This window comes from uncultured Albimonas sp. (assembly GCF_963977235.1).
In the GTDB taxonomy this organism is placed as follows: domain Bacteria; phylum Pseudomonadota; class Alphaproteobacteria; order Rhodobacterales; family Rhodobacteraceae; genus Albimonas.
In genome coordinates, this window is the sequence record NZ_CAXBOD010000052.1 from 12121 (window position 1) to 33905 (window position 21785).

Annotated in this window: 14 protein-coding genes; 8 read left to right on the forward strand and 6 right to left on the reverse strand. The window is 71.8% G+C overall.

Going from position 1 to position 21785, the window contains the following annotated elements:
- Positions 1–7 precede the first annotated feature (7 nt).
- The 7 genes from AAC134_RS18680 (at position 8) to AAC134_RS18710 (ending at position 6750) form a co-directional block, all read left to right on the forward strand.
- The gene (locus AAC134_RS18680) at positions 8–172 is read left to right on the forward strand and encodes a hypothetical protein (RefSeq protein ID WP_339950644.1); all 165 of its coding nucleotides are present in this window, start codon (positions 8–10) and stop codon (positions 170–172) included.
- On the forward strand, positions 173–1264 hold the full coding sequence (locus AAC134_RS18685; RefSeq protein ID WP_339950645.1) for a microcin C ABC transporter permease YejB: 1092 nt from the start codon (positions 173–175) through the stop codon (positions 1262–1264).
- A 110-nt stretch (positions 1265–1374) separates the two neighbouring features.
- Positions 1375–2472, forward strand: a complete 1098-nt coding sequence (locus tag AAC134_RS18690; protein ID WP_339950657.1) for an ABC transporter permease — start codon at positions 1375–1377, stop codon at positions 2470–2472.
- Positions 2469–4064, forward strand: coding sequence for an ABC transporter ATP-binding protein (locus AAC134_RS18695; protein ID WP_339950646.1), 1596 nt, complete (start codon positions 2469–2471; stop codon positions 4062–4064). Before AAC134_RS18690 ends, AAC134_RS18695 begins: the two co-directional genes overlap by 4 nt.
- Positions 4061–4381, forward strand: coding sequence for a hypothetical protein (locus tag AAC134_RS18700; protein WP_339950647.1), 321 nt, complete (start codon positions 4061–4063; stop codon positions 4379–4381). Before AAC134_RS18695 ends, AAC134_RS18700 begins: the two co-directional genes overlap by 4 nt.
- 268 nt (positions 4382–4649) lie before the next feature.
- On the forward strand, positions 4650–5954 hold the full coding sequence (purB, locus tag AAC134_RS18705) for an adenylosuccinate lyase (protein ID WP_339950648.1): 1305 nt from the start codon (positions 4650–4652) through the stop codon (positions 5952–5954).
- A gap of 214 nt (positions 5955–6168) precedes the next feature.
- On the forward strand, positions 6169–6750 hold the full coding sequence (locus AAC134_RS18710) for a glutathione peroxidase (RefSeq protein WP_339950649.1): 582 nt from the start codon (positions 6169–6171) through the stop codon (positions 6748–6750).
- 91 nt (positions 6751–6841) lie between these two features.
- Here AAC134_RS18710 and AAC134_RS18715 read toward each other — a convergent pair whose 3' ends face one another.
- From AAC134_RS18715 to pyc, 4 genes are all read right to left on the reverse strand, one after another.
- Entirely contained in the window at positions 6842–11695 is a 4854-nt protein-coding gene (locus tag AAC134_RS18715) for a translocation/assembly module TamB domain-containing protein (protein WP_339950650.1), read from the reverse strand.
- The gene (locus AAC134_RS18720) at positions 11695–13704 is read right to left on the reverse strand and encodes a BamA/TamA family outer membrane protein (protein WP_339950651.1); all 2010 of its coding nucleotides are present in this window, start codon (positions 13702–13704) and stop codon (positions 11695–11697) included. The genes AAC134_RS18715 and AAC134_RS18720 overlap by 1 nt, the downstream gene beginning before the upstream one ends.
- An 87-nt stretch (positions 13705–13791) precedes the next feature.
- A complete protein-coding gene (locus tag AAC134_RS18725) occupies positions 13792–14868 on the reverse strand; it encodes a methyltransferase (protein ID WP_339950652.1) in 1077 nt (358 codons plus the stop codon).
- A gap of 445 nt (positions 14869–15313) precedes the next feature.
- Positions 15314–18760 carry a pyruvate carboxylase gene (pyc, locus tag AAC134_RS18730; RefSeq protein ID WP_339950653.1) on the reverse strand — a complete coding sequence of 1149 codons (3447 nt, stop codon included), beginning with the start codon at positions 18758–18760 and terminating at the stop codon, positions 15314–15316.
- A gap of 386 nt (positions 18761–19146) precedes the next feature.
- Between pyc and AAC134_RS18735 the strand changes: the two genes are divergently transcribed.
- The gene (locus AAC134_RS18735) at positions 19147–20043 is read left to right on the forward strand and encodes a neutral zinc metallopeptidase (protein WP_339950654.1); all 897 of its coding nucleotides are present in this window, start codon (positions 19147–19149) and stop codon (positions 20041–20043) included.
- Positions 20044–20123: 80 nt separating this feature from the next.
- Here the strand turns inward: AAC134_RS18735 and AAC134_RS18740 are convergent, their stop codons facing one another.
- Together AAC134_RS18740 and AAC134_RS18745 are read right to left on the reverse strand one after the other, a co-directional pair.
- Positions 20124–20615 (reverse strand): hypothetical protein, encoded by a 492-nt coding sequence (locus tag AAC134_RS18740; protein WP_339950655.1) that lies wholly within the window; start codon positions 20613–20615, stop codon positions 20124–20126.
- Between the two features lie 125 nt (positions 20616–20740).
- The gene (locus tag AAC134_RS18745) at positions 20741–21526 is read right to left on the reverse strand and encodes a hypothetical protein (RefSeq protein ID WP_339950656.1); all 786 of its coding nucleotides are present in this window, start codon (positions 21524–21526) and stop codon (positions 20741–20743) included.
- Between the last annotated feature and the right edge of the window lie 259 nt (positions 21527–21785).

A 21785-nucleotide genomic window follows, 5' to 3' on the forward strand; every position in this document is an offset into this window, starting at 1 on the left:
AGAGACCATGATCCTGATCGGCGTCGCCGGCGCCGCAGCCGCGGCCGCGGCCGCCGCCCTCGGCCAGGGCCGCCGGCCCGAACCCAAGCCCATCCGCGTGCCCGCCCGCGGCCCGCTGCGGCGCCCCGAGGGGCCCGAGGGCGACAGGACCCCGGATCGGAACACCGCCTGAATGGGCGCCTATATCCTTCGCCGCATCCTGCTGATGATTCCCACCCTGTTCGGGATCATGGCGATCAACTTCGCGGTCATCCAGTTCGCGCCGGGCGGCCCGGTGCAGCAGGTCATCTCCCAGCTCAGTGACCCCGGCTCGGCCACCGACCGTTTCACCGGCGGCGGCGGCGGAGAGGCCGGCGGCGGCGGGGGCGGCGCGCCCGGCGGCGACTACCGGGGCGCGCAGGGGCTCGACCCCGACTTCATCGCCGATCTCGAGCGTCAGTTCGGCTTCGACAAGCCGCCGCTCGAGCGCTTCGGGCTGATGATCTGGAACTACCTGCGCTTCGACTTCGGCGAGAGCTATTATCGCTCGATCTCGGTGATGGACCTGATCCTAGAGAAGATGCCCGTCTCGATCAGCCTGGGGCTGTGGACGACGCTGCTCGCCTACCTCGTCTCGATCCCGCTGGGGATCCGCAAGGCGGTGCGGGACGGATCGGTGTTCGACGCCTGGACCTCGGGCGTGGTGATCGTGGGCTATGCGATCCCGGGGTTCCTGTTCGCGGTGATGCTGCTGATCTTCTTTGCCGGCGGCAGTTACCTGCAGTGGTTCCCCTTGCGGGGGCTGGTGTCGGACGGGTTCGCGACGATGTCGACGGGGGACCAGATCCTCGACTACTTCCACCACATCGCCCTGCCCGTGCTGGCGATGTCGATCTCGGGCTTTGCGACGCTGACGCTGCTGACCAAGAACTCGTTCCTCGACGAGATCCGAAAGCAATACGTGATGACCGCGCGGGCCAAGGGCCTGTCGGAGCGCAAGGTCCTGTATGGCCACGTGTTCCGCAACGCGATGCTGATCGTGATCGCGGGCTTTCCCGCCGCCTTCATCTCGATCTTCTTCACTGGCGCCTTCATCATCGAGATCGTGTTCTCCCTCGATGGGCTGGGGCTGCTGGGCTACGAGAGCGTGCTGAACCGCGACTATCCGGTGGTGTTCGGGACGCTGTATCTGTTCTCGCTGCTGGGGATGGTGGTGAAGCTGATCTCGGACCTGACCTACGTGTGGATCGACCCGCGCATCGACTTCGAGAGCCGCGCGACATGAGCGGGACGCAGACGCAGGCCCCCCTCGGGCAGACCGCCGCCCCCGAAACGCCGGCCGGCCCCGCGCCGGCGCCCGCGATCGTCCCGCCGCCCCGGCGCAGGCTGTTCGCGATGGGCCCGCTGCAAAAGCGGCGCTGGGAGAACTTCCGCGCCAACGGCCGGGCGTTCTGGTCGCTGTGGATCTTCCTCGTGCTGTTCGTGGTGGCTCTGCTGGCCGAGTTCGTGGCCAACGACAAGCCGTTCCTGGTGATGTACCGGGGCGAGGCGATGATGCCGATCTTCTCGTTCCACGCCGAGACCGACTTCGGCGGCGACTTCGAGACCGAGGCCGACTATCGCGCCATCGAGGTCCGCTGCCTGATCCTGACCGGCGGGCTCGAGACCTGTTTCGACGACCCCGAGGGGCTGATCGCGCAGATCGAGGCCGGCGAGGACGTCGAGGGGGCCGAGCCCGGCGCGATCTACTGGCCGCTGATCCCGTTCAGCTACGACACCATCAGCTATGGCGTGGCGACGGCGCCCTCGCCGCCCGACGCGACGCACTGGCTGGGCACCGACGACCAGGCGCGCGACGTGCTGGCGCGGGTGATCTACGGGTTCCGCATCTCGGTCCTGTTCGGGCTGGCGCTGACCGCCCTCTCGACCGTGATCGGGGTGGTGGCGGGCGCCGCGCAGGGCTATTTCGGCGGCTGGGTGGACCTGACCTTCCAGCGCATCGAGGAGATCTGGTCGGCGATCCCGATGCTGTTCCTGATCATGATCATCGCCGCGGTCATCGAGCCGACGTTCTGGTCGATGCTGATCCTGCTGAGCCTGTTCCAGTGGACCGCGCTGGTGGGCGTGGTGCGGGCCGAGTTCCTGCGCGCGCGCAACTTCGAATACGTGCGCGCCGCGCGCGCGCTGGGGGTGGGCGACTGGACGATCATGTTCCGCCACCTGCTGCCCAACGCGATGGTGGCGACGCTGACGATGATGCCGTTCATCCTGACCGCCTCGATCTCGACGCTGGCGACGCTGGATTTCATCGGCTTCGGGCTGCCGGCCTCCTACCCCTCGCTGGGGGACCTGGCGCTGCAGGGCAAGAACAACCTGCAGGCGCCGTGGCTGGGCTTCACGGCCTTCTTCACCTTCGCGATCATGCTGTCGCTGCTGGTCTTCGTCTTCGAAGGCGTGCGCGACGCCTTCGACCCCCGAAAGGCCTTCCGATGAGCCGCATCCTCGACGTGAAGGACCTGAGCATCGGCTTCCGCGGCCAGGAGGGGGTGTCGACCGCCGTGCATGGCGTCTCGTTCCACGTCGACAAGGGCGAGACCCTGGCGCTGGTGGGAGAGTCGGGCTCGGGCAAGTCGGTCACCGCCCTCTCGACCGTGGGGCTGCTGGCCGAGGCGGCCGAGGTCTCGGGATCCGTGGTCTACGAGGGCACGCAGATGGTCGGCGCGCGGGCGCGCGACCTGCGCCGGGTGCGGGGCAACGACATCAGTTTCGTGTTCCAGGAGCCGATGACCTCGCTCAACCCCCTGCACACGATCGAGAAGCAGATCGGCGAGAGCCTGGCGCTGCACCAGGGACTGCGGGGGGCGGAGGCGAAGGCGCGCACGCTCGACCTGCTGAACCGCGTGGGCATCCGCGACCCGGAGGAGCGGCTGGGCGCCTATCCCCACCAGCTCTCGGGCGGGCAGCGCCAGCGGGTGATGATCGCCATGGCGCTGGCCAATGGGCCCAAGCTCCTGATCGCGGATGAGCCGACGACCGCGCTCGACGTCACCATCCAGGCCCAGATCCTCGATCTGCTGAAGAAGCTGCAGCGCGACGAGGGGCTGTCGATGCTGTTCATCACCCACGACCTCGGGATCGTGCGGCGCATCGCCGACCGGGTGGCGGTGATGAAGGACGGCCATATCGTCGAGACCAACGCCACCGCGCCGCTGTTCGCCGACCCGCAGCACGCCTACACCCGCAAGCTGCTCGCCGCAGAGCCCAGGGGCGAGGCGCCCCCCGCCCCCGCCGACGCGCCCGTGGTGGTCGAGACGCCGGGGCTCAAGATCTGGTTCCCGGTCCGGCGCGGGATGATGCGCAAGGTCGTGGGCCACGTGAAGGCGGTCAACCACGCCCAGCTCGCGGTCCATGCGGGCGAGACGCTGGGGATCGTGGGCGAGTCGGGCTCTGGCAAGACCACGCTGGCGCTGGCGCTGATGCGGCTGACGGCCTCCGAGGGCCCGGTGGTGTTCCTGGGCGAAGACCTGCAGGGCCGCGCGCCCCGCTCGCTGCGCCCGGTGCGCCGGCAGATGCAGATGGTGTTCCAGGATCCGTTCGGCTCGCTCAGCCCGCGGATGACGGTCGAGCAGATCATCGCCGAGGGCCTCTCGATCCACCGGCTCGAAGGGGTCGAGGATCCCCGCGCCGCGGTCGCGGGGGCGATGACCGAGGTGGGGCTCGACCCCGCGATGATGGACCGCTACCCGCATGAGTTCTCGGGCGGCCAGCGGCAGCGCATCGCGATCGCGCGGGCGATGATCCTCAAGCCCAAGCTGCTGGTGCTCGACGAGCCGACCTCGGCGCTCGACATGACGGTGCAGGTGCAGATCGTGGACCTGCTGCGCAAGCTGCAGGCGCGGCACGGAATGGCGTATCTGTTCATCTCGCACGACCTGAAGGTGGTGCGGGCCATGTCTCACAGGGTGATCGTGATGAAAGCCGGCGACATCGTCGAGACGGGCACGGCGGCCGAGGTGTTCTCGGCCCCGCGCACCGCCTACACGCGCGAGCTGATGCGCGCGGCGCTGGGCGGCGCAGCCGCATGATCGGGTTCAAGGGCCGCAAGCGCGACGCGGCCGAGCGCGGCGGCGCGGTCAGCGTCGCGCACACGCATCTCTACCTCGGCGCCACCGGCCGCCTGCCCGAAGAGGTCAAGCCGGGCGCCGGCGTGCCGGTGAGCGTCGAGTTCTCCGACGGCGTCGCGACCGGGGGGCGGCTCGTCGCGATGCCCGGCGGGCGCATCCGGCTCGAGGTTTCGGCCTACCGCACCTTCAAGGGCGCGAAGATCGGGCAGAAGTCCTGGATCCTGGAGATCGACCCCGAGGACGCCGCCCACTTCCGCGTGCGGGCGAGCGGCGACTGAGGCGACGCGGGGCCGTCCGTCCCCGGTTCGGCCGGCCTGGCGCGCCGCCCTGCCCGGTCCCCGCCCGGCGGCCCGCCGACCGAGGGGCGTCCCGCGCACGCCGCGACTCCGCCCGCAACGCCGCGCGGGCGCGCGCCCTGCCGCCGGCGCGCGGCCCGACGCGCGGCTCCCTCCCCCGTCGGCCTGCGCGGCCCCGCCGTCTTGCCGCGACGCCCGCCGCGCGCTATCCCGCGCCCGACCCCCCGTCCCTTCGCAGACCGAGGCCGCCATGATCCCCCGTTACGCCCGCCCCGAGATGACGGCCGTCTGGGCCCCCGAGACCAAGTTCCGCCTGTGGTTCGAGATCGAGGCCCACGCCTGCGACGCCCAGGCCGAGCTGGGCGTGATCCCCAAGTCGGCCGCAGAGACGGTGTGGACCGCGAAGGACAAGACCTTCGACATCGACCGCATCGACGAAATCGAGCGCGAGACCAAGCACGACGTCATCGCCTTCCTGACCCACCTCTCCGAGCTGGTCGGCCCCGAGGCCCGCTTCGTCCACCAGGGCATGACCTCCTCCGACATCCTCGACACCTGCTTCAACCTGCAGCTCGTCCAGGCCGCCGACATCCTGATCGCGGACGTCGACGCCCTGCTCGCCGCCCTCAAGCGCCGGGCCTACGAGCACAAGGACACCGTGTGCATCGGCCGCTCGCACGGCATCCACGCCGAACCCGTGACCTTCGGCCTGAAGATGGCCGGCGCCTATGCCGAGATGAAGCGCAACCGCAACCGGCTCGAGAAGGCGCGGTTCGAGATCGCCACCGGCGCGATCTCGGGCGCGGTTGGGACCTTCGCCAACATCGACCCCTATGTCGAAGAGCATGTCTGCAAGGCGATGGGGCTCGAGCCCGAGCCGATCTCCACCCAGGTGATCCCGCGCGACCGCCACGCGGCCTTCTTCGCCGCGCTCGGCGTCGTCGCCTCCTCGGTCGAGCGGATCGCCACCGAGATCCGCCACCTGCAGCGCACCGAGGTGCTGGAGGCGGAGGAGTATTTCTCGCCCGGCCAGAAGGGCTCCTCGGCGATGCCCCACAAGCGCAACCCGGTGCTGACCGAGAACCTCACGGGGCTGGCGCGGATGGTTCGCGGCTATGCGCTGCCGGCGATGGAGAACGTGGCGCTGTGGCATGAGCGGGACATCTCCCACTCCTCGGTCGAGCGCTATATCGGGCCGGACGCGACCATCACGCTCGATTTTGCGCTGGCCCGCCTGACGGGGGTGATCGACAAGCTGCTGGTCTACCCCGACAACATGATGGCGAACCTCAACAAGTTCAAAGGCCTGGTGCATTCCCAGCGGGTGCTGCTGGCGCTGACCCAGGCCGGCGTCAGCCGCGAGGACAGCTATCGCCTCGTGCAGCGCAACGCGATGAAGGTGTGGGAGCAGGGCGCCGACTTCCTGGCCGAGCTGAAGGCCGACGCGGAGGTGACCGCGGCGCTCAGCGACGCCGAGCTCGAGGAGAAGTTCGACCTCGGCTACCACCTCAAGCGCGTCGACGTGATCTTCGAGCGGGTCTTCGCCGAGGACTGAGCCCGCCCCCGGGGGTCCGATCAGGCGCGCCGCGGCCCCCGCGGCGCGCCTTTCGCGTCTGGCGCGGCCGCCGCGGGACGACGTCGTCTTCCGCGCCGCGGCGCCGCGCGGCCTGCGCCTTCAAATCGCGCGCCCGGAACGATGAAACCGGAGCGCCGGCGCCTACGTATATGCTGGCAGACGCCGCTGACGACCGGGCGAGGAGACCGCCGCCATGACCCCGCCGAAGTTCCACCGCCGCCAGTTCTTCGCGCTGAGCGCGGGCGCGCTGGCGCTGCCGCATGTGGCGCGCGCCAGCCAGTCCGCCCATGGTTTCGTGTTCGAGCCTCTGGACGGCGCCGGTCAGCGCATTGCGCTGGGCGACTACGCCGGCCGGCCGGTGCTGGTGGTCAACACCGCCTCGCGCTGCGGCTTCACCCCGCAATACGACGGGCTTCAGGCGCTGTGGGAGGAATATCGCGACCGCGGCCTGGTGGTGGTGGGCGCGCCCAGCCGCGATTTCGGCCGGCAGGAATACGAGGACGAGGGCGCGATCAAGGATTTCTGCGAGGTCAACTTCGCCATCGACTTCCCGATGTCGGGTCTGGTGCGCGTGAAGGGCCCCCAGGCGCATCCGTTCTACGCCTGGGCCGCCGAGGAGGGGCGCAGCGGCGGGCGCGACCTGCCCGGCCCGCGCTGGAACTTCCACAAGTATCTGCTGGGCCCGGACGGCGCGCTCGTCGGCGCCTGGGACAGCGCCGTGCGTCCCGAGGATCCCGAGATCCGCGAGGCGATCGAGGGGTTGCTCGCCGGCTGAGCCGCATCGCCGCGCAGACGCGAAGGGCCCCGGGGATCGCTCCCCGGGGCCCTTCTCGTTCGGCCGGCCGCGGGTTGCGCCCGCGGCCGCCTCACCAGTCGTATTTCCAGTTCACGCCGACCGAGGATCCGTCCGCGCCGCTGGTCTCGGCGTCGACGGTGACGTTGTCGAAGACGTCGATCTCGACCTCGACCGCGGTGGCGCCGCCGTCGACAGGCTGCTTGACGCCCACGTAGACGCCGTCGGCGAGGTTCTGGCCGGCCGAGATCGCGGTGGCGTCGCCGTCGGTGTCCACCGCCAGCACGTCCAGCCCGACGGCCGAGCGGACGCGCCCCAGCGCGCCCTCGCCGCCCGAGGCCAGCGTCGCGACGCCCGCGGCTAGCTGGATGCCCTGGGCTGCCGACAGGCTCTGGCGGTTGGTCCCGAAGATCACGCGCGGCAGGACTTCCTCCTCCGGCAGGGCGGGCTCGGATTCGAAGGCGAGCTGAGGGGCCGAGACGCGGCCGCGCACCGCGATGCGCCCGGTGATGTCGGTGCGCTCATGCTCGAAGGCGACGTCGAGCAGCGGGTCGATCTCGGGCCCGCCCAGGAACCGCACGTCCGAGCGGATCAGGTCGAAGTCCCGCCCCAGGAAGTCGAGCGTGCCGCGCACGCCCGAGACGCTGCCGGTGATGCGCGGCGAGGCGGCGAAGCCGGTCACCGCGAGATCGACCCGCCATTCCGAGGTCAGCCCGCGGCCGCGCACGAAGATGTTGCCCGGCGCCACGATCTTGAGGTCGAGCGTGGGGCCGGCGTCGGCCTCCTCCTCGACCTCCTCGGGAGGCTCGCCCTTGATCTCGATCTCGCCGAGATCGGGCAGCGAGGGGGGGGTGGCGTTGACCAGGCGCACCTCGGCGCGGTCGATGCGGATCTCGCCGGTCACGGCGGGGCCGATGATCGGGCCCTCGACGCGGATGTCGGTCGAGACGGCGGCGGTGACGTCGTCGCGGCGCACCAGCACCGCCTCGCGGGTGATGGCGGTGGCGGTCACCTGGTCGCCGGCGAGGTCCACGGTCGCCTCGACCGGGCCGCCGGCGCCGTCGGTGGCGGTCAGGCGGACCCGAAGCCCGCCACCCTCGCGCAGGTTGGAGCGGACCTGGAGGTCGTCGAGGATCGTCCCCGCCTCGAGGTGCTGGTAGCTGCCGTCGATCAGCTGGATGCGGCCCGCGGGCTGGGGCGCGTCGAGCGTGCCGGTGACCTGCAGGTTCACGTCGAGCTCGCCGGTCAGCACGTGGTCGGGCAGCGGCAGGAGGGGCCAGATGTTCTCGGCCCGGCCCTGCCAGATGACGGCCGCGTCGATCTGGGCGCCCGGGGGCGGCGCGGGGAACATGCCCGCGGGGCGCAGCGGCAGGGCGGCGGTGATCTGCACGCCGTCGTCGCCGAAGGGACCGCGGATCACGCCCTGGGCGTTCATCATCCGCCCGTTCCAGTCGGCGTCGAGATCGACGGCGAGCGTGCCCTCGGCCGTGGTGATGTTGGAAAAGCCGAGCTCGCGCGCCTGAAGGTTCACCGCGGCGCGGGCCGATCCGGGGCGGGTGTCGAAGTCGGCCGAGACGTCCAGCGAGCCGGAGTCGACCGGCGCGTCGACGATGGCCGCCAGCGTGGCGAGGTCGCCGATGGCGAGGTTCAGATTGCCGCGCGCGCCGCCCGAGGACAGCGCCGCCTCGCCGGTCAGCCCGCCGCCGGGCAGCGAGACGTTCAGCCCGCGAACCCCGGTGGTCCCGCCCGACAGGGTGACCGTCAACGCGCCCTGCTGGGCGATCGAGACCTCGCCCGCGTCGAGCGAGAGCGTCGAGACGGTGATCGTCTGCGGGTCGCCGTCGAGCTTGCCGCGGCCGTTGACCTGGATGCGGATCGGCTCCTCGTCGGCGGTGGCGCCCTGCCCCTCGACCGAGAAGGTCAGGGCCGAGAGGTCGCCGTCGGCCCGCGCGGTGACGCGCGAGAGGCTGGCCGTGTCGGGCACGTCGATGGTCGAGGCGACGACGGTCGCCCGGCCGGCGGGGGCCTCGATCAGGTTCGTGCCCTCGGCGTCGAGCGTCACCTGGGCGATGGTGGCGCCGCCGGCGTCGATGCCGTTGGCGGTGGCCCTGGCGGTGACGGCGGGCGCTTCCAGCAGGTCGGCGCCCTCGGCGTCGAGCTGCACGGTCCGGATCGTGGCGCCGCCGGCGTCGATGCCGCCGAGCGTGGCGGTCAGGGTGGCGCTGCGGCCGGTAGTCAGGCCCTCGGCGGTGGCCGAGGCCTCGAGGGTGGCCACGGCGGCGCCTTCGGCCGCGATGTTGCGCGCGGCGAGCGTCGCCTCGGCCCGGCCCTCGCCCAGCAGATCCTCGCCGCGGGCGTCGAAGTCGACCCGCTCGAGGGTGGCGCCGGGGGCGGAGACGCCGGTGGCGAAGCCCAGCACGGTGGCGGAGGGATCCTCGATCAGGTTCACCCCGTCCACGGTCACGTCGAGCACCTGCACCCCGGCGCCCTGCCCCGTCGCGTCCTCGGCCAGCAGGCGCACCGTGCCCTGGGGGGCGCCGGTCAGGTCCTGGAGGTCGGCCTCGATCGTGGCGCGGGCGAGGCGGGCGTCGAACTGGGGCGAGGTCGCCTGCGTGATCACGGCGGTGGCGCGCACGGCCGGCGCGCCGGTCAGGTCGGTGGCCTCGCCGGTGACTTCGAGGCGCTGGAGGCGGGCGACGTCGGCGGCGGGGTCTTCGTCGGCGGCCTCCTCGGCCGCGTCGGCGGCGGCGTCGGCGGCGACGTCGGCCGCGCTCTCGGCGCCGGCCTGCTGGGCGCCTTCGGCGGCCTGCCTGGTGGCCTTCTCGACGCCCGAGGCGCGCAGCACGGCGTCCTCGGCCGCGATGGCGAAGGCGGCGGTGACGTTGTCGCCCGTCGCGTCGCGCACGGTGACGTCGAGATCGGCGAAGGCGAGCGCGCCGTCGAAACCTTCCAACCCCTCGGCCCGGCCCACGAGATGCACGTCCTGCCTGCCGTCCGGCGTGGTCAGGTCCAGGTCCCCGCGCAGCGAGCCCGACAGCGGGCCGCCCGCGAAGTCGGAGAACGCGCCGAGGTCGGCGACCGCGATCCCCAGCGAGCCGTCGACCAGCGTCTGCGCGAGGTCCACCTCGGCCCGCCCCTCGAGCGTGGCGCCCATGGCCGAGCCGCTCAGGTTGCTCACCGACAGCACGTCGCCGGTCAGCGAGAAATCGGTCGCGACCTGCGCCGGTCCGTAGGGGGAGCCGGAGGCGTCGAGCGAGATGTTGCCCGCGGTGGTCTCGCCGACGGTCACGTCATGGGTGATGGCGACCTCGCCGTAGGATTCGCCCTGGAAGGTCAGCGCCTCGGCGGCGGCGCGGCCGGTCAGGTGGAGGGCGGTGAACGGCCCCTCGGCCCGGCCGGAGACATCGAGATTGCCGCCCGCGACCTGGTCGTAGGCGGCGGCGACCGGCTCGAGGTTCGGCGTCGAAAGGGAATAGTCGAGCGCCGCGGTGGACTGGGCCACGTCGGCCTGGCCCTGGGCGGAGACGCTGAGCAGCGGGCTCTCGATCGCGAGCGTCTCCAGCGTGGCGACCTGGCTCTCGAGCCCCCAGACGGCGCGGATGTCGAGGCGGGTGTCGCCCATGATCTCGGGGCCGAGGCGGTCGAGGCGCACGCCGGTGGCGTCGCCGTCGGCGGTGATCGTCAGCTCCTGCCCCTGCACGGCGGCGGCGATTTCCAGTTCGGCCGTGCCGATGTCGGCGGGGGCCGTGGTCAGGCCCGCCAGCGACAGGGCGCCGGAGGCCGAGAAGTCCTCGGGCACGCCTTTGAGCGCGCCGTCGAAGGCGATCCGCTCGAAGTCCACGCCTTCGGCGACGTCCGACATCACCGCGCCGGCCGCGAGGTTGAGATCAAAGTCCATCTCGCCGCTGTCGCGGGTGTAGGTCCCCACGGCGGAGGCCTGGATGGAGGGGGAATTGAAGGCGCCCCTCTCGATGCGGACCACGCCGTCGTCGTCCTCGCGCACGGCGAGGTCGAGCTCGGCCCGCTCGCCGAGCGCGGTGCGCGCCTGTTCGGAAAGCTCGGGCCCCGGGACCAGCGCCAGCTGCGCGTCGACCGAGACGGGGGCCTGGGCGTCGATCACGGCCGAGCCGTCGACGCGGATCACCTCGTCGACCTCGGCGGCGAGCGTCAGGTTCCAGTCGACCAGCGGGCCGGAGGCGTCGAGCTCGACGAAGTTGGCCGAGGTGTTGGGCAGCCCGCCCATCACGGCGACGAGGCCGCCCGGCGCCTCGCGCGCGTTCAGCGCCAGCTTCAGGCTCTCGTCGGAGAAGTCGCGCACGTATTCGAGCGCGATGGTCCCCTCGACCTGGTCGGTGCGCTCGATGTCGAGCTTCAGGGACTGGATGTCGCCTTCGTCGCGGAACGAGCCGGTGGCCTCGAAGTTCAGGGACTGGGGGGCGAAGACGCCTTCGGCGATGAAGGCGTCGACCAGCCGGATGCTGTCCACGCGCACCGTGATCGGCGAGCGGGGCCAGGCGAAGGGGTCGAAGCCGGCCTCGTCGATCTCGGAATCCTCGACCACCTCGACCTCGGGCGGGTTCGGGGCGCGCAGGATCCGCATCCCGGTCATGGCGATGTCGGTGATCTCGACCTCGCCGCGCAGGATGCGGCTGGCGTTCCAGGAAAGCTGCGCGCTCTGCGCCTCGAACCAGACGCCCTCGCCGTCGGCGATCTTGATGCCGGCGAGCACGGTCTGGCCGTCCTCGTTCTCCTCGACGCCCTCGGCGGTGATCTCGAGCTCGCCCTCGACCGAGATCTGGGAGAGGACGAACTGCACCAGGCTGTTCTGGAGCCCCAGCAGCGAGAACTGGGCGCTCGCCGGGCCAGGGGCCAGCAGCAGGGCCGCCAGCGCCAGCGGGCCGGCGAGGAAGAGGATCGCGCGCCGCATCAGTAGGCCTGTCCGATGGAGAAGTAGAAGCCGAAGGCGTCGTCCACCCTGCGACCGTTCAGCGGGAAGGCGAGGTCGAAGCGGATCGGCCCGACCGGGGAGTAGTAGCGCCCGCCAAGGCCGGCGGCATACTGCACCCCGTCGGAGAAGTCCGGCGCCACCGCGGTCGAGACCGAGCCCGCGTCGACGAACGCCACCACGCCGAAGTCGCCGTAGACGCGCGCGCGCGCCTCGACCGAAAGCTCGGCGACCGAGCGCCCGCCGGTGGGGTCGTTGTTGACGTCGATCGGCCCGATCATCTGGTCGCCGTAGCCGCGCACCGAACCGCCGCCGCCCGAATAGAGCCGCTTGGTCAGGGGCACATCGTTGAGCGTCTCGGCGAAGATCGAGCCGAGGCGCCCGCGGCTGGCGAGCACGTAGCGGTGCTCGTCGTCGATGGGCAGGTAGCCCGAGACGATGGTCTCGGCGCGCAGGAACGGGGAATCGCCGCGGTCGCGGAAGGCGTAGTAGGGCGTTCCGTAGAGCGCGGCGCGGATGCCCTCGGTCGGATTCAGCAGATCGTTGGAGCCGTCGTAGCGCACGAAGGCGGGCACGCCGACCAGGAACACGTCCTCGGAATAGAGCTGGTCGTCGATCCGCGAATACTCCAGCAGCCCGCCGCCGCCGTAGGTCCAGTAGCGGCCCTGCTCGCGCTCGAGGCCGGCGCTGAGCGTGGCGCCGGTCTCGTCGTAGGCGTTGTCCTCGATGTGGCGGACCTGGGCGAGGCCGGTCAGGGTCTGGCGCCGGCGCAGGAACTGGGGCTTGCGCCCCTCGACCGTCAGGCTCTGCTCGGAGGCGCCGAGCACGCCGGTGACGTCGACCCGCTCGCCGCGGCCGAACAGGTTGCGCTGGGTGTAGCCGCCGCGGACCTCGGGGCCCGAGTCGGTGTTGAAGCGCAGGCCGGCGGTGGCGGTGTTGCGCGGACCCTCGGTGACGTCGACCAGGATCGGCACGGCGTCGCCCTGAAGCTCGCTCGGCGGCTCGTCGGGGACCTTGACGATGACCGAGTCGAACAGCTCGGTGCCCATCAGGTCGGACTGGTAGCTGCGCAGGTCGCGGCTGTCGACGGGACGGCCGTGGCGGAAGTCGCGGTAGCCGCGGATGTGCTGGGGCTTGACCTGGTCCGCGCCGGAGATCTCGATCTCGCCGTATTCGGCATAGGGGCCGGGGCTGACCGAGGTCTCGATCTCGATCGTGGCGGCCTCCATGTCGGCGATGGCGCGGCGGCCCTCGAGCGTGGCCCAGGGGCGGCCGTCATAGAGGAGGGCGGCGACCGCCTTGTCCTCGGCGGCCAGGATCTCGCCCGCGTCGGCGCGGCGGCCGACGGGGGAGCCCGCCTGCTCGGGCGTCATCAGGTCGACCTTGCGGCGGCGGGTGGGGTCGCCGACCACCACGAACTCGTGCCGGATCAGGCGGAAGGCGGGGCCGGGATCGATGATCACGCGGGCGATGGCGTTTTCGCGCGGGGCTTCCTCGTCTTCGCCGGCCTCGGCCTCGGTCTCCTCGGAGGCGTCGTCCGAGCCGAACAGCTCGGAGAAGGTGTAGCTGGGCGGGCCCTTGCCGGCGTCGGGGTCGCGGGCCTGCGGCGTGTCGTCGGGCAGTTCCTCGACCTCGACGGTGACCACGGGGCGGTAGTAGCCGAAGCTGCGCAGGATCTTCTGCGTGGCCTCGACGTCCTGCTCGGCGCGCCGGCGCAGGATCGCGACCGAGGGCGCGCCGTCGTCCTGGCGGCGGTAGAGGGACAGCGATTCTTCCAGAGCGGTGGTGGCCTCGTCCCGCGGCGAGCCGACGATCTCGACCTCGTAGTCGACGCTGCCTTCGGGGCTGGCGAACTCCATCGGCGGGAAGTCGCCCTTGCGTTCGCCAAACAGGCCGCAGCCGCCGAGGGCCAGCGCGAGAGCGAGGGTCGCAGAAGCCGCAGCGCGGCGCGCGAGGGTCGGGCCGGCGGCGCCGGCGGACGGACGATTCATGCGCGGAAGTTCACCCCGTGGCGGCAGATCGGAAAGGCGCGGGCACACGATGCGCGGGCCTGCCCCCCGGCGCAAGACACGCGGGCGTCAATGTCTCTGGCGGTTCCGGGCTGCGGGCGGTCGGGGACGGTGAGCGCACAGCAGCTTGTAGGTCCGGTCGCCGCCGATCTCGGACCATTCGACAAAGGCGGTTTCGAGCACCCGCTCGTAGGGCAAGGTGCGGTTGGCGACCAGCCAGAGCCGCCCCGAGGGCTTCAGCAGGCGCGCTCCGGCCTCGAGAAACGCGGTTCCCAGCGCCAGCGAGACCTCGCGCCCGTCGTGGAAGGGCGGGTTCGCCACGACCGTGTCGTGGGAGGCCCGGCCGAGCGGCATGGCGCGCACGTCCGCCCAGTGAAAACGCGCCCGCGGGTCGTCGAGATTGCGCCGCGCGCAGTCGAGCGCGGCCTGCTCGGCCTCGATCAGGTCGAGCGCGGTCACCTTCTCCGATTCGAGGATCCGGGCCGAGAGATACCCCCACCCCGCCCCGAGATCGGCCACCGCCCCCGAGAGCGGCGGCAGCGCCTCGGCCAGCAGGGCGGAGCCGGGATCGACCCGGTCCCAGGAGAACACGCCCGCCTGGGTGACGAAATCGCGCCCGCCCGCCTGAACCCGCGGCGCGAGGGCGGCCTCGCTCAGCCACTCGTCAAAGATCGCGGGGGCCTCGCCCCGGCGGGTCAGCGACAGCACCCGGCCGTGGCGGCGGGGGGCGGCCTCGACCTCGAGCCCGGCCTTGCGCAGGGCCTTCTGCAGGCTTTCGACGCCGTCGGTCTTGGCGCCCGAGACCAGCAGCCGCCCGCCCTCGGCGACGCGCGCCCAGGCCCGGGCGATATTGGCCCGGTTCTCGGCGCGGGCGCGGGTCAGGCAGACGGCGGCGGCGGGAAAGCCTGTCGCGTCGGCCGCGCCTTCGGCGTCGGCGTCGGCGTCGGGCAGCGCGGCATGCGTCTCGCGCCCTTCGGCTTCCAGCGCCGCGTGCAGGGGTTTGGCGCCCTGCTCGCAGACCAGGGCGTCGCGCGCGAACACGCGGGAGGGACGGGCGCGCAGGACCAGCAGTCCGCGCGGCCCAAAGGGGGCGGGCTCGCCGTCAAAGGCGTCGGCGAGCAGTTCCATGGGATCGGGTTCGGCCATGCCCCCGCCGATAGCGCGAACCGCCCCCCGGCGCCAGAGCGCACCGCCCCGCCCCGCGCAGATCCCGGCGCGCCGCCGCGTGCAGGCGCCGAGGGCGCCCCGCCGAACACCGCGCGCGAGCGCCTGTTTTCCGGAGCCGTCCGTCGCTGATGCCGATCAGAGCGACTCGCCCCCACCGGTCAGGGATCGCCGCAGGCGACCCCCGAAGGGGGCTTGTCCTTGACCGGTGGGGGCGAGTCGCTCAGGCATCAACCAGCGACGGGCGGCTCCGGAGGACAGGCGCGCCCTCTGTTCTCTGGTGAGTTCAGAAGCGCCCTTCCCGCGCCGCAGGCGCGCATGCCGAGCGAGCCCCGCCTCGCGAGGCCCCTCCCAGGCGCCCCCGCCAGCCGCGCGCCGCGCGCGCGCCCTGCCAACGCGCGCGCGGCCCGACGCGGCGCATCCCCCCTCAGCCGTCGTATTCGATCAGCAGGTCCTTGGCGTCCACCTGCGCCCCGGCCGACACGTGCACGGCCTTCACCGTTCCGTCCCGCTCGGCGTGCAGCGCGGTTTCCATCTTCATCGCCTCGATGGTCAGCAGCATGTCGCCCGCCTTGACCTTCTTGCCGGCCTCGACCGCGATCGAGGCCACCACGCCGGGCATCGGCGCCGCGACATGGGCGGCGTTGGAGGCGTCGGCCTTGGGCCGCGCCTCGACCGAGGCCGCCACCTTGCGGTTGCGCACCGTGACCATCCGCTGCTGGCCATTGAGCTCGAAGAACACCTTGACCGTGCCGTCCTCGGCGGTGTCGGTCATCGCCGAGAGGCCGACCTGCAGGGTCTTGCCCTGCTCCATCTCGATCTCGATCTGGTCGCCCTCGCGCATCCCGTAGAAGAAGGTCGGCGTGGGCAGGACGCGGACCGGGCCGAAGTCGGCGTGGCGCTTCATGTAGTCGGTGAAGACCTTGGGATACATCAGGTAGCCGCAGAGGTCCTCGTCGTCGATCTCCTCGCCGTCGAGTTCGTCGGACACCTGCTTTCGGATCGCCTCGAAGTCCGCCGGAGCGATCCGGGCGCCCGGCCGCGTCTCGTCGGGCTTCTCGCCTTTCAGCGCCTTCTTCACCAGCTTCCCGGGGAAGCCCCCCGGCGGCTGGCCGAGGTCGCCGCGCAGCATCCCGATCACCGACTCGGGGAAACTGACGTCCACCTTGGGATCGAGCACCTGCTCGACGCTGAGCCCGGCCGAGACCATGGTCAGCGCCATGTCGCCCACGACCTTGGAGGACGGGGTCACCTTCACGATGTCGCCGAACATCTGGTTGACGTCGGCGTACATGCGCGCGACCTCGTGCCAGCGCTCGTCCAGCCCCATCGAACGCGCCTGCGCCTTGAGGTTGGTGAACTGACCGCCCGGCATCTCGTGGAGATAGACCTCCGAGGCGCCGGCCTTCAGCTCGCTCTCGAAGGCGGCGTACTGCAGGCGCACCAGCTCCCAGTAGTCCGACATCTCGCGGATGCGGGCGGGCTCGAGCTGGGTGTCGCGCTCGGTGTGGCGCAGGGCCTCGGCGATGGAGCCGAGGCAGGGCTGCGAGGTGAGACCCGAGAAGCTGTCCATCGCCGCGTCCACCGCATCCACGCCCGCTGCCGAGGCCGCCAGCACGGTCGCCGCAGAAATGCCCGAGGTGTCGTGGGTGTGGAAGTGGACCGGCAGGCCGGTCTCCTCCTTCAGCGCCTTGATCAGGGGGCCGGCGGCGGCGGGCTTCATCAGGCCCGCCATGTCCTTGAGGCCCAGCACATGCACCCCGGCCTTCTTCAGGTCCTTGGCCATGCCCACGTAGTATTTCAGATCGTACTTGGCGCGATCGGGGTCGTTGATGTCGCCGGTGTAGCAGATGGTCCCCTCGAGGACCTTGCCGGTTTCCAGCACCGCGTCCATGGCGACGCGCATGTTCTCGACCCAGTTCAGCGAGTCGAAGACGCGGAACACATCGACGCCCGAGCTCGCGGCCTGGTGGACGAAGCGCTGGACCACGTTGTCGGGATAGTTGGTGTAGCCCACCCCGTTGGCCCCGCGCAGCAGCATCTGGGTCATCAGGTTGGGCATCCGCGCGCGCAGGTCGCGCAGGCGCTGCCAGGGGCATTCGTCGAGGAAGCGGTAGGCCACGTCGAAGGTGGCGCCGCCCCAGCACTCGACCGAAAACAGGCCCGGGAGGTTCTTCGAATAGGCGTCGGCCGCGCGGATCATGTCGTAGCCGCGCATCCGCGTCGCGAGCAGCGACTGGTGGCCGTCGCGCATCGTGGTGTCGGTGATCAGCAGGCGCTTCTCGGCCAGCATCCACTCGGCCAGCGCCTGGGGCCCCTGCGCGTCGAGCAGGTCGCGGGTGCCGGGCACCGGGCCGTTCTCGGCCGACTTCGGCGGCACGGGCTTGCGGGCGTGAGCGGGGGGCTTGGGCCGGCCGGCGGTGTCGGGATGGCCGTTGACGGTGACGTCGGCGATCCAGCTCAGCAGCTTGGTGGCCCGGTCCTGGCGGGCGGGGAAATCGAACAGCTCGGGCGTGTCGTCGATGAACTTGGTGGTGTAGTCCGAGGCGAGGAACTTGGGGTGTTTCAGCAGGTTCTCGACAAAGGCGATGTTGGTCGCCACGCCCCGGATGCGGAACTCGCGCAGGGCGCGGTCGAGGCGGGTGATCGCCTCGTCGGGCTGCGGCGCCCAGGCGGTCACCTTCTCGAGCAGCGAGTCGTAGTAGCGGGTGATCACCGCGCCCGAATAGGCCGTGCCGCCGTCGAGCCGGATGCCGAAGCCGGTCGCGCCGCGGTAGGCGGTGATCCGGCCGTAGTCGGGGATGAAGCTGTTGGTGGGGTCCTCGGTGGTCACGCGGCACTGCAGGGCGTGGCCGTTGAGCTGGATCGCGTGCTGCCCGGGGACGCCGGTGGCCTCGGCGACCGTCGCGCCCTGCGCGATGCGGATCTGGGCCTTCACCAGGTCGATGCCGGTGACTTCCTCGGTCACCGTGTGCTCGACCTGGATGCGCGGGTTGACCTCGATGAAGAAGAATTCCTTGGTGTCCATGTCCATGAGGAATTCGACGGTGCCGGCGTTCACATAGCCCGCATGGCGGGCGATGCGCAGGCCCAGCTCGCAGACATGGGCGCGCTGCTCCTCGCTCAGGTAGGGGGCGGGGGCGCGCTCGACGACTTTCTGGTTGCGGCGCTGGACGGTGCAGTCGCGCTCGAACAGGTGCAGGATCGAGCCGTGGGAGTCGCCCAGCACCTGCACCTCGACATGGCGGGCGCGCTGGATCAGACGCTCGAGATAGCCCTCGCCGTTGCCGAAGGCGGCCTCGGCCTCGCGCTTGCCGGCGCGGACCTTCTCCTCGACCTCCTCGGGGCCGAAGATCGGGCGCATCCCGCGCCCGCCGCCGCCCCAGGAGGCCTTGAGCATCAGGGGATAGCCGACCTTCGCCGCCATCGCCTTCACGGCCTTCATGTCGTCGGGCAGCACGTCGGTGGCGGGCACCACGGGCACGCCGGCCGCGATCGCCGCGTTGCGCGCGCTGGCCTTGTCGCCCAGCATCCGCATCGCCGCGGCCGTCGGGCCGATGAAGGCGATGCCGGCCGCGTCGCAGGCGTCGACGAAGGCGGGGTTCTCCGACAGCAGGCCATAGCCGGGGTGGATCGCGTCGGCGCCCGAGAGCTTCGCCACCCGGATCATCTCGTCGATCGAGAGGTAGGCGCCGACCGGGCCCAGGCCCTCGCCGATGCGATAGGCCTCGTCCGCCTTGAAGCGGTGCAGGCCCAGCTTGTCCTCCTCGGCGTAGACGGCGACCGTGGCCTTGCCCAGCTCGTTGGCCGCCCGCATCACGCGGATCGCGATCTCCGATCGGTTGGCGACCAGGATCTTCTTGAAGTCTTTCATCGGGGAGCGTGCTCCGGCTTGGGCGCGGAAAGGTTCGGACATAGAAACCACACGCGATTGACCGGGGGCAAGGGGATACGCTGCGGCGCAGCGAGCCCGGGCGCTGCGCCGCGAACGCCGGCGGGGCCGACCGCGGCGGGCATCCTGGCGCAGGAGGCGCGGCGGGGATCGGCGGCGCGACTCGGTCGCGGGGGGCTGCGAAGACCTTCTGTTTCGGGAAACGCCGCCAGTCTGGCGCGGCGCGCGTTCTGTCCACGCCAGCCCGCCAGCGGACCCTGCCGGCGGCATCTTCAGGGCCCCGCCCTGCCCCTGCCACATCCGGCGCTAAGATCCGGGCGGCCGAGGGCCATCGAGCGCGGCCAGAACCCGGCGGAGGAGGCAGTCGCATGCAGTGGCGAGGACGGCGCGGAAGCTCGAACATCGAGGATCGGCGGGGCGAGACGCCGATCTCGCGCGGGAGCGGCTTTGGCCGGGGGACGGGGGGCTTTCCGGGAACGGGACGTCGGATCTCGCTGCCCCGCTCGAAGGCGGGGTGGGTGGTGTTCCTGGTGGTGATCGGGATCTCGTTCTTCGCCTCGCAGCAGGAGCAGGGCGGCGGCGGCGGCGGCGGCGGCGGCGGCGGCCAGACCCCGCTGAGCCAGTCGGACCTGGATGCGGGGCAGTTCGCCTCGGTGGTGCTGGCCGACACCGAGGAGGTCTGGGCGCGCCAGTTCCAGCAGGAGCTCGGCCGGCGCTACGAGCCGCCGACGCTGGTGCTGTTCTCGGGCGCGGTGCGCTCGGCCTGCGGGGGGGCTAGCGCGGCCTCGGGGCCGTTCTACTGCCCGGCGGATCGCAAGGCCTACCTCGACACCGAGTTCTTCGACGCGCTGGAGCGGGAGCTGGGCGCGGGCGGGGATTTCGCCGCCGCCTACGTGATCGCCCACGAGGTCGGGCACCATGTCGAGAACGAACTGGGCGTGCTGGAGCGGGCGCAGCGGATGAAGGCGGGGATGGACGCGGCCGGCGCCAACGCGGTGCAGGTGAAGGTCGAGCTGATGGCCGACTGCCTGGCCGGCGTCTGGGCCCAGCAGGCGCAGCGGATGTTCGACAGCCTGGACGAGGGCGACGTGGACGAGGCGCTGAACGCCGCCTCGCGTATCGGCGACGACACGCTGCAGCGCGAGGCCGGGCGCGCGGTGCGCCCCGAGACGTTCCAGCACGGGACCTCCGAGCAGCGGAAGACCTGGTTCGCGCGGGGCTGGAACGACGCGACGATCGCGGCCTGCGACACGTTCGGCGGCTGAGGCGGGCGATGGGGGGGCGCGACCGGCCGCCCGCCCTCCCTGAGGCGCGGAGGGGGCCGGCGCGCGGCCCCCTGCCCGGCTCAGGCCTCGTCGGGTTCGGCGAAGAGGTCGACGGCGAGCCAGTCGGCCTTCTCCCCCGCCACGCCGAGGCGGGCGAGGTCGGCGCGCAGGTCCAATCCGGCCTCGGCCAGCGCGGCCGTGACCATCGGCGCGGCGGCGGCGGCGTCCTCGGGGGCGGCCCATTCGACCAGGGTGGCAAGCTCGAGCCGGTCATCGGGCAGCGCCCGCTCGACCGCGATGTCGCGCAGGAAGCCGGGGCGGGTGCGCAGCAGACGGTGGATGAAGCCGACCCGGCGCAGGAACTCCTCGCGCGAGGCCGCGGGCAGCGTGAACCGGTCGAGGCGCACGAGGCCCGCCAAGGGCGCCCCCTCCTCGAACAGCGCGTCCTCGAAGGCGGCGTCGAGGGCCGCGTCGAGCCCGGGCGAGAGCGGCCCCTCGGGCGGGCTGTCGCGGCGCGCGTCTTCGGCGCCGTCTTGGGGCGAGGCGAAGGCGGGGGTCAGGTCGAGCGGCATGGCGGAAGTCTCCGGCGGAGCGGTCAGTCAGGCCATCCAACATCCTCGACCAAGGTCGAGGTCAAGGGGTTTTTCCACTCCGCCGCCCTGCCGGACCGGGGCCGCGGGTCCGCTCGCGCGGCGCTTCAGTCCTTGCGCGAGACGGGGGTGAGCAGGCGCGCCGGGCGCGCCGCTTCGGCCAGCTGGAACAGCGAGAAGGTCTGGTTGACGTAGTTCACGGCGCCCGAGACATGCTTCTCGAACGCCTGCAGCTCGGGGGTGCGCTGAGCCTCGACCAGGCGGACGGGGCGCTCCTGGGGGAGGGTTTCGAACTGGACGTAGAACCAGGGCTCGCCGCGGCGCAGGACGATGTCCTTCGAGGTGTCGTGCCACTCGAACGCCCACATCAGCGGGCGCGGCCAGGCGTGGATCGGGAAGCGGCCGCCGAAGATCGTGCCCGGCAGGGGATCGGCGCGGTAGTGCAGGAAGGCCGAGAGCTGGGTCATGAACACCGGCTCGTCGGCGACGAAGAGGTAGGGGAGGCTGACCTGCACGGTGGGCTTGTCGGGGTAGCGCCATTCGGCCTCGCCGACGACGTGCAGGTGCTTGTTGAGCTTCTTGGGGCGCACCGGGCTGGCGGCGCCGAACATGTTGCGAAGGCCGGGGCGGCCGTCGCCGTCGCGCTCGAACCTCAGGTGGAGGTCGAAGGGGCAGCGGATCACGAAGTAGCGGGATTCGAGGTTGATCACCGCGGGGCAGCGCGAGGCCGACTTGGCGTGGCGGCGGTTGAGCTCGGCCGAGCGGACGCGCTCGGGCGGCAGGAACACCACGCCGGCGTCGGGCTCGGTCAGCAGCCAGCCGACGTCGACGGGACCGGTGGCGCGAGGGGCCGCGGGACCGGAGGGGGCGTCGAACATACGGGAGAGGGACATCGGCGAGGGCTCCGGGAGGCGGCGTGTGCGGAGCGCAGACAGTGCCCCGGGCGGGCGGAGGCGGCAAGGAGGGAGGGCGGGGAAGCAAGCGCCCTGCGGGCGGGCTTGGCAGCGCTGCGCGTGGGGGTGGGGGATGGAGGGAGACCCAAAGGAGGGAGCCTCCGGCGGGCTCCTGACTCACCAGAGAACAGGGCCGCGCCTGTCCTCCGGAGCCGTCTCTCGCTGTTGATGCCTGAGCGACTCGCCCGCAGGGGTCAAG

Excerpts from the sequence above, each read along its gene's own strand:
- AAC134_RS18685 (WP_339950645.1), top strand. The coding sequence starts at position 173 with ATGGGCGCCTATATCCTTCGCCGCATCCTGCTGATGATTCCCACCCTG.
- AAC134_RS18735 (WP_339950654.1), top strand. The coding sequence starts at position 19,147 with ATGCAGTGGCGAGGACGGCGCGGAAGCTCGAACATCGAGGATCGGCGG.
- AAC134_RS18695 (WP_339950646.1), top strand. The coding sequence starts at position 2,469 with ATGAGCCGCATCCTCGACGTGAAGGACCTGAGCATCGGCTTCCGCGGC.
- AAC134_RS18710 (WP_339950649.1), top strand. The coding sequence starts at position 6,169 with ATGACCCCGCCGAAGTTCCACCGCCGCCAGTTCTTCGCGCTGAGCGCG.
- AAC134_RS18740 (WP_339950655.1), bottom strand. The coding sequence starts at position 20,615 with ATGCCGCTCGACCTGACCCCCGCCTTCGCCTCGCCCCAAGACGGCGCC.
- AAC134_RS18720 (WP_339950651.1), bottom strand. The coding sequence starts at position 13,704 with ATGAATCGTCCGTCCGCCGGCGCCGCCGGCCCGACCCTCGCGCGCCGC.
- AAC134_RS18680 (WP_339950644.1), top strand. The coding sequence starts at position 8 with ATGATCCTGATCGGCGTCGCCGGCGCCGCAGCCGCGGCCGCGGCCGCC.
- pyc (WP_339950653.1), bottom strand. The coding sequence starts at position 18,760 with ATGAAAGACTTCAAGAAGATCCTGGTCGCCAACCGATCGGAGATCGCG.
- AAC134_RS18715 (WP_339950650.1), bottom strand. The coding sequence starts at position 11,695 with ATGCGGCGCGCGATCCTCTTCCTCGCCGGCCCGCTGGCGCTGGCGGCC.
- AAC134_RS18700 (WP_339950647.1), top strand. The coding sequence starts at position 4,061 with ATGATCGGGTTCAAGGGCCGCAAGCGCGACGCGGCCGAGCGCGGCGGC.
- AAC134_RS18690 (WP_339950657.1), top strand. The coding sequence starts at position 1,375 with ATGGGCCCGCTGCAAAAGCGGCGCTGGGAGAACTTCCGCGCCAACGGC.
- AAC134_RS18745 (WP_339950656.1), bottom strand. The coding sequence starts at position 21,526 with ATGTCCCTCTCCCGTATGTTCGACGCCCCCTCCGGTCCCGCGGCCCCT.
- AAC134_RS18725 (WP_339950652.1), bottom strand. The coding sequence starts at position 14,868 with ATGGCCGAACCCGATCCCATGGAACTGCTCGCCGACGCCTTTGACGGC.
- purB (WP_339950648.1), top strand. The coding sequence starts at position 4,650 with ATGATCCCCCGTTACGCCCGCCCCGAGATGACGGCCGTCTGGGCCCCC.